10 protein-coding genes and 1 pseudogene are annotated in these 15,002 nt (G+C 65.9%); 4 read left to right on the top strand and 7 right to left on the bottom strand.

All coding sequences use genetic code 11. From position 1 onward, the window contains the following. Positions 1-41 precede the first annotated feature (41 nt). From hisH to RM530_RS10615, 7 genes are all read right to left on the bottom strand, one after another. The gene (gene hisH, locus RM530_RS10645) at positions 42-695 is read right to left on the bottom strand and encodes an imidazole glycerol phosphate synthase subunit HisH (RefSeq protein WP_311365209.1); all 654 of its coding nucleotides are present in this window, start codon (positions 693-695) and stop codon (positions 42-44) included. Positions 696-700: 5 nt separating this feature from the next. Continuing rightward, entirely contained in the window at positions 701-1,291 is a 591-nt protein-coding gene (gene hisB / locus RM530_RS10640; protein WP_311365208.1) for an imidazoleglycerol-phosphate dehydratase HisB, read from the bottom strand. Positions 1,292-1,409: 118 nt separating this feature from the next. Beyond that, positions 1,410-2,606 (bottom strand): heme biosynthesis HemY N-terminal domain-containing protein, encoded by a 1,197-nt coding sequence (locus tag RM530_RS10635; RefSeq protein WP_311365207.1) that lies wholly within the window; start codon positions 2,604-2,606, stop codon positions 1,410-1,412. After that, positions 2,603-4,537 carry a uroporphyrinogen-III C-methyltransferase gene (locus tag RM530_RS10630; protein ID WP_311365206.1) on the bottom strand — a complete coding sequence of 645 codons (1,935 nt, stop codon included), beginning with the start codon at positions 4,535-4,537 and terminating at the stop codon, positions 2,603-2,605. The genes RM530_RS10635 and RM530_RS10630 overlap by 4 nt, the downstream gene beginning before the upstream one ends. Before the next feature lies 1 nt (position 4,538). After that, positions 4,539-5,471, bottom strand: a complete 933-nt coding sequence (gene hemC, locus RM530_RS10625) for a hydroxymethylbilane synthase (RefSeq protein WP_311365205.1) — start codon at positions 5,469-5,471, stop codon at positions 4,539-4,541. Between the two features lie 50 nt (positions 5,472-5,521). Continuing rightward, a complete protein-coding gene (locus RM530_RS10620) occupies positions 5,522-6,274 on the bottom strand; it encodes a LytR/AlgR family response regulator transcription factor (RefSeq protein WP_311365204.1) in 753 nt (250 codons plus the stop codon). Continuing rightward, entirely contained in the window at positions 6,271-7,344 is a 1,074-nt protein-coding gene (locus RM530_RS10615; RefSeq protein WP_311365203.1) for a sensor histidine kinase, read from the bottom strand. The genes RM530_RS10620 and RM530_RS10615 overlap by 4 nt, the downstream gene beginning before the upstream one ends. Before the next feature lie 170 nt (positions 7,345-7,514). On the opposite strand from RM530_RS10615, the gene argH reads away from it, so the two are divergent. The 4 genes and pseudogenes from argH (at position 7,515) to RM530_RS10595 (ending at position 14,291) form a co-directional block, all read left to right on the top strand. Further along, the gene (gene argH, locus RM530_RS10610) at positions 7,515-8,909 is read left to right on the top strand and encodes an argininosuccinate lyase (protein WP_311365202.1); all 1,395 of its coding nucleotides are present in this window, start codon (positions 7,515-7,517) and stop codon (positions 8,907-8,909) included. A gap of 138 nt (positions 8,910-9,047) precedes the next feature. Continuing rightward, positions 9,048-10,985 carry a PAS domain-containing hybrid sensor histidine kinase/response regulator gene (locus RM530_RS10605; protein ID WP_432276090.1) on the top strand — a complete coding sequence of 646 codons (1,938 nt, stop codon included), beginning with the start codon at positions 9,048-9,050 and terminating at the stop codon, positions 10,983-10,985. 98 nt (positions 10,986-11,083) lie between these two features. Next, positions 11,084-11,338: pseudogene (locus RM530_RS10600) on the top strand (ISAzo13-like element transposase-related protein); the annotation flags it as partial. 88 nt (positions 11,339-11,426) lie between these two features. Next, positions 11,427-14,291 carry a DUF8508 domain-containing protein gene (locus RM530_RS10595; RefSeq protein WP_311365200.1) on the top strand — a complete coding sequence of 955 codons (2,865 nt, stop codon included), beginning with the start codon at positions 11,427-11,429 and terminating at the stop codon, positions 14,289-14,291. Positions 14,292-15,002 lie beyond the last annotated feature (711 nt).

Raw genomic sequence — 15,002 nt, 5'->3', positions numbered from 1 at the left:
GTGCACGAATCGTGGGGGCTGCGCAAGGCGCGGCGCCGGTCCTATACCGGACTTTGCCCGTCCCATTGCACGAAGTTGGTCAGCAGCGCCATGCCGGGCCCCTGGCTCTTTTCGGGATGGAACTGCACGGCCACGACATTTTCATGCCCGACCACCGACACGAACGGATGCGTATAGGTGGTCCGGCCGATCACATGCTGCTCATGCCTGGGCTTGGCGTAATAGCTGTGCACGAAGTAGAACCAGGCGTCGTTCGGCACGCCGGCGCAGATCGGGTGCGGCTGCTCCCAGTGCACGCGGTTCCAGCCCATGTGCGGTACCTTGAGTCGTTCGCCGTCGATGCCCTCGGGCGGCGGATCGGGAAAGCGCAGCACTTCGCCGGGAATCAGGCCCAGTGCTTCGACACCCTGGTTTTCATGCGAGAAATCCAGCATCACCTGCATGCCGAGACACACACCGAGGATCGGCTTCTGCCGGGCCTGTTCACGCACGAACTCGTCGAGTTCCAGACGTTTGAGCTCGGCCGTGCAGGCACGCACGCCGCCGACGCCCGGCAACACGAGCCGATCGCACTTGGCGAGCTTGTCCGGGTCATAGCTGACTTCCACGCGCTCCGTACCTGACACCCGCTGCAGCGCCTTGGCCAGCGAATGCAGGTTGCCCATGCCGTAGTCGACAACACCGATCGCAGCCATATTCTCTACAGACGGCCTTTGGTCGACGGGATGCCGGACGCGCGTGGATCGGGCTCCACGGCCATGCGCAGCGCGCGTCCGAATGCCTTGAAGATGGTTTCCGCCACGTGGTGGCTGTTGCGCCCGCGCAGGCTGTCCACGTGCAGCGTGATCTGCGCGTGATTGACGAGGCCCTGGAAGAATTCGCGGAACAGGTCCACATCGAAACTGCCGATGCGCGCGCGCGAGAATTCGACGAACCATTCCAGACCGGGCCGGCCGGACAGGTCCACCACGACGCGCGCCAGCGCTTCGTCGAGCGGCACATAGGCATGACCGTAGCGACGCACGCCGGACTTGTCGCCCCAGGCCTGCGCCAGCGCCTGGCCGACCGTGATGCCGATGTCCTCGACGCTGTGATGGTCGTCGATATGGCGATCGCCGACGCAGTCCACCAGCAGGTCGATCATGCCGTGACGGGCCACCTGATCGAGCATGTGATCGAGGAAGGCGATCCCGGTATCGAGTTCGGCGTGCCCGGTGCCGTCCAGGTCGAGTTCGACGCGGATTTTGGTTTCTCGGGTTTCTCTGGCGACGCTGGCCTTACGTGCGGACATCGAGGGAAGCAGGGTCCCGGCTGGCGAAAAGGGGCGCTAGCATACTCCGCGCCTATGGGCTTGGAAACTTCTGTTCGCAGCCTTGGATGGCGAGCCGCCGAAAGTGCATCGTCGTGTCTCAGACGGCGGGTTTGACGGCTGCCGCCAGGCCTTCGCGATAGATTGCGTCGGCGTCGCCGCCTTCGGGGCTGCGTTCGATCAGCCGCGCCAGTTCGAGATAGGTCGCCGCGTCCGGCCGTATGCGCAGGCCCGCCTCCAGATAGGCGCGCGCCTTGCCCCACAGTTTGTTGTCGAGACAGGCGCGGGCCGCGGCATATAGCAACTCCGGGCGCTCGCCGTACTGATTGAGCCATTGCTCGACCGAGGCCAGCGCACCGATGCCGTCGGGCGGCGACAGCGCGCTGAACACCTGCACCAGTTCGGCGTCCCACTCGGTCTTCAGCACATTGGCGATGAGCGCCGCCGCTTCGGCGTGCGCATTCAGCTGCGCCAGTGCCCGGATGTAGGCGTTGCGCACCTCGCGCTCGCCACGCAGCGCCGTCGGCGTTTGGGCCCAAAGCGCCTTGGCGGCGTCCAGACGCCCGCTTGCCGCAGCCTGCGTCAATCCGCGATGGCTGGCCTCGATCAGCAGGGCACGGAACTGCGCGGGCGCAAACACCTTCATGCGTTCGCTCTCGATGAGCAGCTTTCGCAGCGCTTCCCAGTCCCCGCTCTCGCGGTACAGCCGCGCCGAAAGTTCCACCAGGCCGCTGTGCCTGGGCGCTTCTTCGCGCAGTGTCGGCAGGCGTTCCTGCGCATAGGCGTAATCGCCGTCATCGATCGCAATGCGTGCGCGTAGCAGCCGTGCCGCGAAACGCAGCTGCGGATCCTCGCGCTCCAGCGCCAGGCGCAGGTAATGATCGCGACGTTCGGTTTCACCGCTGTGGTGCGCGGCCTGAGCGGCGAGCAGCATGTTGAGTCCGCCGGCGTCATGATCGGCGGCACGGCGCACCAATTCGACCTCGGCGCGGTGCCAGCGCCCGGACAGCCAGTCCAGCAAGCCCGTCTCGAAGGATTCGCGGGCCAGGCGCTGCCGGCGCTGGTCGTAGGCGCTACGAACCCGCGTCGGCAGCCGCAAGGTTCCCAGCAGCAGGCGCAGGCCGTAGTTCAGCAGCAACAACGCGATGAGCAGGCTCAGCACGAAGATCACGACCGAGGTTTCCAGCGTCCAGTGGCCGTAGCTCAGCAGGACGTAGCCGTTTTGATCGCCCATCAGTACGGCGGCCGCGGCACCGGCGGCGAAGACGAGGGCAAGCAGGATCAGGACTTGAATCATTGGCGCGGCGACGGTGCTTCCATGACGCCGCGCAGCGCCGTCAGGCTGCTCGTGAGGTCCGGCAGCGGCGGTTCCAGTTCGAGTTGTTGCTGCGCCTGGAGTTCGTCGACGGCCGAGGCCACCGCCGGGTCGGACAGCGCGTAGCGCGCACGCAGCCAATCGATCGCGCTGGTCAGGCTCTCGCGGAATTGGCCGGTATTGCCACCGAGCAGGGCCGCGCGCGTCGCCTCCAGCTTGAGCAGCAAGATGGTCTGGACCAGTTCGCGTTGTTCGGGCGCGAGCAGGGGTTCGATCGGCGCATCGCTGCGGCGCAGGGTGAACACCGTGGACAGGGCCAAGCCCATCCGATGCCAGGCGACGCGCCACCAGGGCATGTCCTGCGCCGTGCCGACGTCGGCCGGCGATCCAACCTGATAGTTGTCGGGACGGCTGCGGGCCAGCGGCAGGTTCGGCACCTGCACGATCAGGCTCGACAGTGCCAGCGCCGCCGAGGCGCGATCGGCTGCCGGCAGCGAGGCCAGCGCCCGCTTTTCGGCGGCGATCGCCTCGCGCACCTTGAACAGGCGAGGATCGGCGAGCACCGCGAGGCGGCGGTCGGCCAGATCCAGCGCGCGTGCTGCGCCGGGAACATCACGGGCGAGCTGCAGGCGTTCGTTGGCGATGAACAGCAGTTGCTCGACCGCGACCAGTTGCAGGTCGGTACGGCCGCCACGCACGGATTCCGAAATCTCGGCGAGCATTTTCTCGCTGTCATCGAAGCGCTGGCGCATGGTCTCCAGTTCGCTGCCGAACTTGCGCTGAGTTTGTCCAAGGTCGCCCTGGCGCGTTTCCAGCTGGCGCAGTTCCGCGCCGGCGCCGGTCGCGTCGCGCGAGGTCCGTGACAGCAGCGTCTGCTGCGCGTCCAGTGCGTCCAGCGCCTGTTCGCGAAACTGCCAGGCCATCCAGCCGCCGTAGGCGACCACGGCGGTGAGCAGCAACAGCACTAGCCAGGCAAGACCGACGAAGAAGCCCAGAACACCGCGACGCCCCGCCGGTGCGGCCGGGGCCGGCGCGCGCGACTGCGAAGCTGGCGGCGGCGGTGAGGTGATGGGCTTTTCTGGAATGGGATTCGGTTCGGTCATCGGTGATTGTGGGGCAGGCTCAGTGGGTGCCCCCCAACGTTCCAGGGCTTGCACCAGCGCCGCGTCGGACATCGAATTCGGGAGTATCGGCTCCCGTTCAAAGCCTGCGGCCGTCGCCAGTTCTAGCACACGCACGCTCGGGACCACCACCGGCAGCCTGAGCAGGCGTGCACGAACGGCATCATTCTGAATCGATTCGAGCAGGTGTTGCAGAGCGTCGCCACTGGTCAAAATCAACAGGTCGCTGCGTTCGATCGCCGCCGCGATCTCGGCCTCACCGTAGGGCACACGGACGCGCCGATAGACCGGAACCACCTCGACCTTGGCGCCGCGCGCGCGCAGGCTGTCGGCCAGCGTCGGCAGGCCCTCCTCGCCGGTCACGATGACCACGCGACTGCCGGAAACAGCCTGCATCGGCGGCAGTTCCAGCAGCGCGGCGCTGGAATATGAGTGGCTGGGAACCGCCTGCACCGGATGGCCGGCGGACTCCAGCGCATGCGCGGTGGCCGCGCCCACGGCGGCGATCTGCGCGGGCCATGCGAGACCTTCTGCCTGCGCGGCAAAGCGCACCGCGTTGCTGCTGGTGAAGATCCACCAGTCGGCTTCGGTATTCGCCGCCAGTCGTTGCAGGGCTGTGTCGCCGACGGCTTCAACCGAAAGCAGCGGCAGACGCAGTGCGGTTCCACCTCGGCGTTCGATTTCCGCGCACAAGGCCTCGGCCTGCGCTGCCGGGCGCGTCACCAGGATACGGCGGCCCAGCAGGCTCGTATCCGCCGGCTCGGTCGCTTTGCCATCAATCGGCTCGTTCATCTCAGACCTCGATGCCGAGGTTGCGCAGGATCGCAGCGGCGCCATCGTCCAGCAGGCGCTCGGCAAGGTTCAACCCGAGCTGCGCCGCCTCGTCGACCGGACCTCCGATCTCGCCCCGAACGATCTGCGTACCATCGGCTGCGCCGACCAGCCCGACCAGCCGCAGGCGCTCGCCGCTCGCGGTGGCGTGGCCGGCCACCGGTACCTGGCAGGCGCCGCCTAGACGCGCGTTGAAGGCGCGTTCGGCACGCAAACGCAGCGCCGAGTGTTCGTCGTGCAGCGGCGCCAGCCAGTCGTGCAGTTGCTGGTCGTCTGCGCGACATTCCACGCCGACCACGCCCTGCGCGATCGCCGGCAGCATCCGCGTGACTGCGAAACGCTCGCGTATCCGCTCCGAAAAACCCAGGCGGTCGAGGCCGGCGCAGGCCAGGATGATCGCGTCGTACTCGCGGTTGTCGAGCTTGGCGAGACGGGTGTTGACGTTGCCGCGCAAGGGTTCCACCGCCAGGTCCGGACGCAGCGCGCGCAGCTGCGAGGCGCGGCGCAGGCTGGCGGTGCCGACGATGGCGCCGCGCGGCAGATGGTCGAGGCTCTCATGTGCATTCGAAACGAAGGCGTCTCGCGGATCCTCACCGGCCAGCAGCGCGCCCAGCGTCATGCCGTCCGGAAGCTGCACAGGCACGTCCTTCATCGAATGCACGGCGAGATCGGCACGGCCTTCCAGCATGGCCACTTCGAGTTCCTTGACGAACAGGCCCTTGCCGCCGGCCGTGGCCAGGGACTGGCCGAGCAGGCGATCGCCGGCGGTGCTCATCGGCAGCAATTCGACCCCAAGTCCTGGGTGCGCCGCGCACAGGCGCGCTTTCACATGCTCGGCCTGCCAGAGGGCGAGCGGACTGCGGCGGGTGGCGATGCGCAGGCTGCGCGAATTCATGTAATGGCGACCTTGAACGACGGGCGGCGTGCAGGAAGTCCGGACGACGTCTATTCGCCGTGTGAACTTTCGGTGATGAAACGACGGACCTCGGCCAGGCGGCGCCGCGACACCGGCAACAGTTTATGGGCGTGACGCAGTCGCAACCAGTGATGCTCGTCCTCACCACGACCGCGCTCCAGTGCCTGGATGAAGCGCGTGGCCACCAGCGCCTTGCGGTGCACGCGCAGGAACCAGGGCTCGAAGTCATGCTCCAGGGTTTTCAGTGACTCCTCGATCAGCACCTCGCCATGCAGATGGTGCACGGTGGTGTATTTCTGATCGGCCAGAAAGTAGACGATGTCATCGGCCGGCACGCGGATCAGGCCGTCGCGTGTGGTTGCCAGCACGAACTCGCGCTTGGGCCGGTCGCCGGGCTTGGCTTCACCGCCAGGGCGTTGCGCGCGACTGGGACGCCGCACCTTGACCATCGCGTCGAGCAGTTTTTCCTTGCGAATCGGTTTGAGCAGATAGGCGGTCGCCGCGGTGTCGAAAGCCGACAGCGCGTGCTCGGCGTAGGCCGTGGTGAAGATCACGGCTGGCGGCACGTCCTCCTCCGATAGCTGCCGCGCGACCTGCAGGCCGTCCATGCCGCCCATGCGGATGTCCAGAAACACCAGATCGGGCTGCTCCTCGTCGATCAGTTCCAGGGCGGCCTCGCCGTCGCCGGCCTCGCCGACCACGTCATAGCCCGGGAACTCCGTCAGGAGGCGGCGCAGGCGTTCACGCGCCAAGGGTTCGTCATCGACGATTACGACTCTCATGCTTGGTATCCGGACTTTCCTGCGTCCACTATCGGTAAACGCAGCCGGGCTCGAAACACACCCTCGCTGCGATCCAGCGCCAACGTTGCGCCCTCACCGTAAATCAGGCGCAGGCGCTGGGCAATGTTTTCGACCGCCGTGCGCGAACCGGTATGGCCCGGTTCGTCATCGGGCGGCAGGGGGTTTTCAACATCGATCAGCATGTGGTGTCCGTTGTCCTGGGCGCGCACCGCGATGGTTGCGGCGCCGGCCACCTTGGCCACGCCGTGATAGACCGCATTCTCCACCAGCGGCTGGATCGTCAGCAGCGGGATCTGCGCGTTCATCAGCGATTCCGGTACGTCCCAGTCGGCGCCGAGGCGCGCGCCGAGCCGCGTCTGTTCGATGCGCAGATATTTGCGTACCAGGTCGAGCTCCTCGTGCAGCGGCACCAGCCGGTGGCGCGTGTCCAGGCTCACGCGGAACAGGTCGGCGAGATCCTCAACCATCATTTCCGCCGCCGCCGGCTTGATCGGGATCAGCGCCGCCAGGCTGTTGAGGCTGTTGAACAGGAAGTGCGGCCGGATGCGCGCGTGCAGCGCCTGGTAGCGCGCCTCGCCCTCGGCCGTGACCTGGCTGCGCCACTGGTCGCGCGCCCAGAAATAGCGCAACAGCATCAGGCCCACGATGGCGCTGATCGCCAGATTGCGCAGCACGAACTGGTAGCGGGTTTCACCCGAGAGATACACTTGGTCGATCACGAGCTGCGCCAGCCGATAGCCCAGGTCGCTGACGATGGTCGTCACCGCCAGGATCAGGCCCCAGCTCACGAAGAACACGATCCTGGCCCGCGCCACCAGCAGCCAGCGCCGCGCCACGCACAAGACGCCGGCCACGCTGATGGCGAGCCATTGCAGGTACAGCGAGATCAACATGAAGCGCGCCGGAAACAGCGAGGCGTCGGCTGGACCTGCCAGCGTCAGCACCACGGCGACCAGTTCCATCAGCACCATCAGCGTGAGCAGCGACCGCCACTGACAGAAGTTCGGGATCAGGCCCTGCAGATCGATCGACGGCTGGCTGGTGTTCACGTTGATGATATTTGACTCTTGGCTCGTGCTTCGACGCGACGCGGCGTCGCTCCCGGTTGCGCGGACTATATTGGAGCCGGCCCGGGTGCGCGAACCACCACTTCCGTTCTGCCGTCTATCCGTCCCCACGCGCCCTCTATACTACGGCCCCAAATTTGAAGGTTGGATGCATGAGCCAGGATTCACAGGACGGCAATCGCAAACTCTGGGGCGGACGCTTCAGCGAATCCACGTCCGCACTGGTCGAGCGGTTCTCCGAATCGGTGAGCTTCGACCAACGCCTGTACCGTCACGACATTCGCGGTTCGCAGGCGCACGCGCGCATGCTCGAGCGCGTCGGCGTGCTGGCGAACGGCGAGGCCCAGATCATCGTCGACGGGCTCGACGCCATTCTTGCCGACATCGAAGCCGGTCGCTTCGAATGGAAGACCGCGCTCGAAGACGTGCACATGAACATCGAGGCGCGCTTGACCGAGAACATCGGCGAACTCGGCAAGAAACTGCATACCGGGCGCAGCCGCAATGATCAGGTCGCCACCGATATCCGCCTCTATGTACGCGACGCTATCGACGCACTGGTGGCGGACATGACGCGCCTCGCCGACGCCCTGCTGGATCTGGCCGAACGCGAGGCCGATTCGATCATGCCGGGCTTCACCCACCTGCAGATCGCGCAGCCGGTGACCTTCGGCCATCACATGCTGGCCTGGCGCGAGCAGATACTGCGCGACCGTGCGCGCTTCATCGATGCGCGCCGCCGCACCAATATTCTGCCGCTGGGTTCGGCCGCGCTGGCCGGCACGGTCTATCCGATCGACCGCGAATATGTCGCCGAGCAACTGGGTTTCGACGGGGTGACCGAGAATTCGCTGGACGCCGTTTCGGATCGGGATTTCGCGATCGAGTTCTGCGCCGCCGCCAGCCTCACCCAGGTGCACCTGTCGCGCTGGAGCGAGGAGCTGATTCTGTGGGTCACGCCGATGTTCGGCTTCATCCGCCTGCCGGACCGCTACTGCACCGGTTCCAGCATCATGCCGCAGAAGAAGAACCCGGACGTGCCCGAACTGATCCGTGGCAAGAGCGGTCGTGTAATCGGTGATCTGCAGGCCTTGCTGGTGTTGATGAAGGGCCAGCCGCTGGCCTACAACCGCGACAATCAGGAAGACAAGGAGCCGCTGTTCGACGCGATCGATACGGTATCCGCCTGCGTGCGCCTGTACGCGGACATGTTTCCGCATATCGGCGTGAACCGCGAAACCTGTCGCGAAGCCGCGTTCAAGGGCTATTCCACCGCCACCGATCTGGCCGACTACCTGGTGCGCAAGGGGCTGGCGTTCCGCGACGCGCATCACGTGGTCGGCGCCGCCGTGGGGCACGCCGTGGAACAGGGCTGCGATCTTTCGGAGCTGCCGATCGACACCCTGCGCGGCTATTCGGCCCTGATCGGCGAGGACGTGTACGCGGTGCTGACCGTGGAAGGCTCCGTCGCCGCGCGCGACCACATCGGTGGCACCAGCCCAGGACAGGTGCGCGCCGCCATCGCACGGGCGCGTGCCGCCGGATAAGCCCAGCCGCCGGCCTGTCCCCGAAGCGGCCGTCGGCCGCTATCGGCACGCCCCAAGTCTGGCCTACACTCGCTCGACCATACGCCAGGTTTTCAAGGACGCTGTGCCATGAAAAATGCCGGCCCGGAAGAAGGGGGCATGCCAATGCCGGCCGAAGCACCCGCGGTTCGGCCAGTCGGCGACGCGGACTATCGTCTGATGGTCGATTCGGTGCTCGACTACGCGATCTTCCTGCTGGACCCGGAGGGTCGCATCCTCAGCTGGAACGCCGGTGCTCAGCAGATGAAGGGCTACGAGGCGTCCGAGGTCATCGGCAGGCACTTCTCGATGTTCTATCCGCCCGAGCTGCGGGATGTCGACTGGCCGCAGCGCGAGCTTGATGCGGCACGTGCGCAGGGACGTTTCGAGGACGAAGGCTGGCGGCTGCGCAAGGACGGCACGCGCTTCTGGGCGAACGTCGTGCTTACGCGCCTGGTCGATGCCGACGGTGGGCTGCGCGGCTATTCGAAGATCACGCGCGACCTGAGCGAGCGGCAGCAGCAGGAAGAGCTGCTGCGCACGAGCGAAGAGCGCTTCCGGCTGATGGTGGAAGGGATCAAGGACTACGCCATCTTCATGCTCGATCCGGATGGCATCATCTCCAGCTGGAACGCCGGCGCCAGGCTGAACAAGGGCTACGAGGCCGGGGAAATCATCGGCCAGCATTTTTCGGTGTTCTATCCGCGCAACGTGGCCGAAAGCGGCTGGCCGGCCGAGGAGTTGCGCCGCGCGCTCGCGGACGGGCGTTTCGAGGACGAGGGCTGGCGCGTGCGCAAGGACGGTACGCGCTTCTGGGCCAGCGTGGTGATCACCGCGGTGCGCGACCACAGCGGCCGACACATCGGGTTCGCCAAGGTCACGCGCGATCTCACGGAGCGGCGCCGGATCAGCGTGCTCGAGGAGGAAGGGCGCCGCGTCACGACCTTCCTCGCGATGCTCGGCCACGAGCTGCGCAATCCGCTGGCGCCGATCGTCAGCGCACTGACGATCATGGAGATGGAATCCATCGAATCGGCGACGCTGCGCATGACACGGGACGTGATCGCGCGGCAGGTCGATCAGATGCGACGTCTGATCGACGATCTGCTCGACGTCGGCCGTATCACCAGCGGCAAACTGCGTCTCGACTTGGTGCCGCTGGACTTGCGCGAGGCGACCCTGGAGGCGATCGAAGCATCCGAGCCTTTGATCCGGAGTCGCTCGCATACGCTCGATGTGGATATCGAGTGTCCCGAACTCTGGGTCCGGGGCGACCGCACGCGAGTCGCGCAGATCATCGGCAACCTGCTCACCAATGCAGCCAAGTACACGCCGCCCGGCGGCCGTATTGCCGTGCGCCTGGATGAAGCCGGCTTGAATGCGGAGCTGTCCGTCAGCGACAACGGGATCGGGATTCCGCCGAAGCTGCTGCCGCAAGTGTTCGACCTGTTCGTGCAGGGCGAACAGGACGTGGCGCGCAGCCAGGGTGGACTGGGACTCGGGCTGAGCCTGGTGCAGCAACTGGTGGCGCTGCACGGTGGAGACATCGCCGCCTACAGTTCCGGGCACCCCGGCAAGGGCAGCGAATTCATCGTGCGCTTGCCCAGAACCCAGCCCCCGGCGGAGACCGGCGCGGCGGCGCAAAAACCGCCCGGTGGAACGGCGCAGCGCCGCATCCTGGTGGTCGACGACAACCGGGATGCGGCGAAAACCATGGCGCTGCTGCTTCAGCGGATGGGGTACCACACCGACGTCGCCTACGACGGCCCCTCCACGCTGGCGGCGGTCAAAACCGGTGCGCCCGAAGCCGTCATTCTCGACATCGGCCTGCCCGGCATGAGCGGTCTGGAGGTTGCCCGCCAAATCACGGCGCAGGTCGAACGGCCACCCAGGCTGATCGCAGCCACGGGCTATGGACAGGATCAGGATCGCGAGGACAGTGCTGCTGCCGGATTCTGCGCGCACCTGACCAAGCCGCTGCGCGCCGACGAACTCGCGCAGCTGCTCGATTCGCTGTTCGGCGGCGTGTCGGATGGCGTCTACAGACCCGCGCCATAGCCGCCGCGGATCGAATCGTTCTCCGGGCATTCAGCGCCGGCCCGTCCACCTTCTTCAGCTCCGCTCCCGCATCGTCCGCCGATGCAGGCGCTTCAGAGGATGGCGGCGGCAGCAGCTCGCGTGCCCGCCTGTGGAAGGTATCGCTGCAGAGTCTGGCCGACGACACCGGATTGAAGATCTCCGTCTGCCACTTTCCGCCAGGCACCAGCCAGTGGAACAAGATCGAGCACCGGTTGTTCTGCCACATTACCGAGAACTGGCGTGGCCGACCCCTGGTAAGCCACGAGGTCGTCGTCAATCTGATCGCCGCAACCACGACCACTGCCGGCTTGCGCATTAAGGCGGCCCTGGATGCCTTAATCGTCGTGACATCCACGCGAAGTCGGCATGCAACATGCTCGACTTAGACTCGCAGCCCCCCGAAAATCCGTGGAGTTCCCCATGCTCGATGCGCGCGTGCGCGGCTTGCTGCTGGCCGCTCTGGTATCCGCCAGTCCGTCTGTTTTCGCCGATGTGTTATTCAGCGAATACGTCGAAGGTTCCAGCTACAACAAGGCCGTGGAAATCCACAACGCCGGCAGCGAGAGTGTGGATCTCGGCGCGGCCGGCTATCGCATCGAGCTGTATTCCAACGGTAGTGTCGACATCACCAGCACCGAGGAGCTGTCCGGCACGCTGGCGGCCGGCGAGACGCTGGTGGTCTGCAATTCGGGTGCCGATGGCGCCATTATCGACGTCTGCGGCCTGCAAAGCGGCACCGTCAATTTCAATGGTGACGATGCCTTCGTTCTGCGCAGCGGTGGTGAATCGGGTGTCATCGTCGATGCCATTGGCCAGATCGGCGTCGATCCCGGCAGCGAATGGGGCAGCGGTGACACCAGCACCGCGGACAATACGCTGAGACGCCTGCCGAGCGTCACCAGCGGCGACAGCGACGCCTCCGACGCCTTCGATCCGAGCGTCGAATGGGCCGGCGTCGCGCAGAACAGCTTCGACGGGCTCGGATGCCCCGGCGTGGACGCCTGCGAAGGCGGCGAGACGCCGGACGCGCGCGCCCTGCGCATCTTCGAGATTCAGGGGGCCGCGCATCTGTCCGCGGTGGACGGGATTCTGGTCGTGACGCAGGGCATTGTCACCGCTGTCGGCGGCTCCGGCTTTTATCTGCAGGATCCGCAAGGCGATGACGATCTGGCGACCTCGGACGGAATCTACGTCTATACCGCCGCCGCGCCGGGCGTTGCGGTCGGTGAGGCTGTGACCGTGACCGGCACGGTGGACGAATATCGTCCGGGCGGCAACAGCTCCGGCAATCTCAGCATCACCGAACTGACCTCACCCATGGTGGTCGCCGGATCGGCGCTGTTCGACGGGATGGCGGTGACGCCGACCGTGCTCGGTGCGGCGGGGCGCCTGCCGCCGAATACGATCATCGACGACGATACCGAGGGCTCGGTCGAGGTCGCATCGGAGACCACTTACGACCCCGAACAGGACGGCATCGATTTCTACGAAAGCCTGGAAGGCATGCTGGTACACATCGACGACGCGCTGGTGATTGCGCCGACCAATCAGTATGGCGAAGTGTGGGTGCTTGCCGACGGCGGCGAAGGCGCCAGCGGCGTCAACGCGCGCGGCGGCCTCACCCAGACCGACAATGGCGAGGGCCTCGTCGATTACAACCCGGAGCGGATCCAGATCGACGCCGGATTCGGCATCGAGCCGCCGACGGACGCGCAGCCCGGTGACCGCATTGCCAGCGTCGATGGCGTGTTCTCGTATGGCTTCGGCTATTTCGAAGTGCTCATCACGGCGCTGGGCGAAATCAGCCCCGGCACGCTGGAACGTGAGACCACGACACTGAGCGCGGATTTCGGTGGTCTCACCATCGGCAGCTACAACGTCGAGAACCTCGACCCGAACGACGACGATCCCAACCCCGGCGCCAGCGGCTGCCCGGACGCCGACATCGCGGGCGGCAAGTTCGCGGCGATCGCCGATCAGATCGTCTCGCATCTCGGCGCGCCGGATATCCTTGCCCTGCAGGAAGTTCAGGACAACAGCGGCTGCACGGACGACGGGGTGGTTGCCGGCGACGAAACGCTCGCGACGCTGAGCGTGGCGATTGCTGATGCCGGTGGCCCGGACTACAGCTACATCGAGATCACGCCGGTGGACGGGCAGGATGGCGGACTGCCGGGCGGCAATATCCGTGTGGCCTACCTCTACGATGAGTCTCGCGTCAGTCTGCTCGACGGTGTGCAGGGTGCCGGCGATTCCACCACCGGCACCGAAGCCACCGAAGCAGCCGGCGCGCTGGCGCTGAGCCTGAGTCCGGGGCGGGTCGATCCCGCCAACGAGGCCTGGGCGTCCACGCGCAAGCCGCTCGCCGCGCTGTTCGATTTCAAGGGACAGCGATTGCTGCTGATCAACAACCACTGGTCCTCCAAGGGCGGCAGCGGCTATCTGTTTGGTGCCGAGCAGCCGTTCGAGAACGGTGGCCAGGCTGAGCGCGAGGCACAGGCGCAGGTCGTCAACGACTTCGTCGATTCGGTGCTGGCGGTCGATGGCAACGCGCAGATCGTCGTGGTCGGTGACCTCAACGAATTCAGCTTCCTGCCGCCGCTGTCCATCCTTCGCGGTGGCGATACGCCGGTCCTGTTCGATCTGATCGACGAACTGCTGGCGCCGCAGGAGCGCTACAGCTACGTGTTCGATGGCAATTCGCAGACCCTGGATCACGCCCTGGTCAGCGAAGCCCTGCTGGATCGCACCGAGTTCGATGTGGTGCACGTCAACGCGCAGTTCGTCGACCAGATCAGCGACCACGACCCGACCCTGATGCGCATCAGCTTCGATGCCGAACCGGACGACTTCGACTTCGGAGCCGTGCCGAATGCGCAGGCTGGTGCGCAGGTGACCTCGCCGAGCGTCATGCTGAGCGGCTTCGAACTCAGCCTGCCGCTGGAAGTCAGCGGCGGGCAGTACAGCCTCAACGGCAACGCTTTCAGTACCGCGGCCGCCACGGCCCAGGCCGGTGATCGCGTGCAACTGCGTGCGATCGCGTCGTCGACGCCCGGCGAGACCCGGGCGGTGACACTGAACCTGGGCGACAGCAGCGGCAGCTTCGAGCTGACGACCGCGGCTGCCGACGAGGGTGATGAGGACCAAGACGATGATGATGATGATGATGATGATGATGATGATGATGATGATGATGATGACGACGACGGCGGCGCGCTGGGCTGGGGAATGCTCGCGCTGCTGGGCTTCGCCGTCGCGGGACGTCAACGCAGGCTTCGGGTCTGAGCGGAACCGGCGGGAGCGCGCCCTGGCGTTCCCGCCTCAGTCCTGCGGGCCGGTCTGCCGCACCTCGTCGATCACCGACGCAGAATTCTGCTCTGTGGCGGCGACAAGTCGCAAAAAAGGGGAGTGCGCCAGCACAAACTGGCAAGTGATAGTTGGTGAAAGTCCAATACAGGAAAGGAGTAGCGAACCGTCTTGGCCCCCGAGTCATGCGTTGGTCATCGCGAGGTGAGCGACGAAGCGTTGACAGGGGACACCGGCAGGCGAGCCATTGAGCCGCGAAATTTTCGATTCGGGATGCTGACGCCGTTCCCCAAGGCGGAAGGCCACATACAGCGCGGCGCAACACGCGAGCCGCGCTGTGATCCTGCGCGGTCGGAGACCCTGAGCATGCCGGGAAGTCACTTGCACAGGAGCTGGGAGGTCTCAACGGTGCCCGAGGGTAGTGAGTCGGGCGTGGCGGGGAAGGGAAACCGAAATCCCGCCACCGACGCCGTCGAGAAGTCGGATGCGCCCGTAGTACCGAAGAAGCGACCGAACAGACGTCGGGGTCAGGTCTCGAACAGACGTCGGGGTCAGGTCTTGTTCCTTGCCAAATTTCTTTGGCTTCGCTACGTTCCCCGCATGGCCCGCCCTCTGCGTATCGAATTCCCCGGCGCGATCGATCATGTGATGGCGCGCGGCAATGCCCGTCAAGCAATCTTCCTCAATGAC

It is taken from the genome of Banduia mediterranea, from assembly GCF_031846245.1.
GTDB classification, from domain to species: Bacteria; Pseudomonadota; Gammaproteobacteria; order Nevskiales; family Nevskiaceae; genus Banduia; species Banduia mediterranea.
Note: the sequence above shows the minus strand (reverse complement) of the source record. Positions and strands in the feature narration are given on the sequence as shown.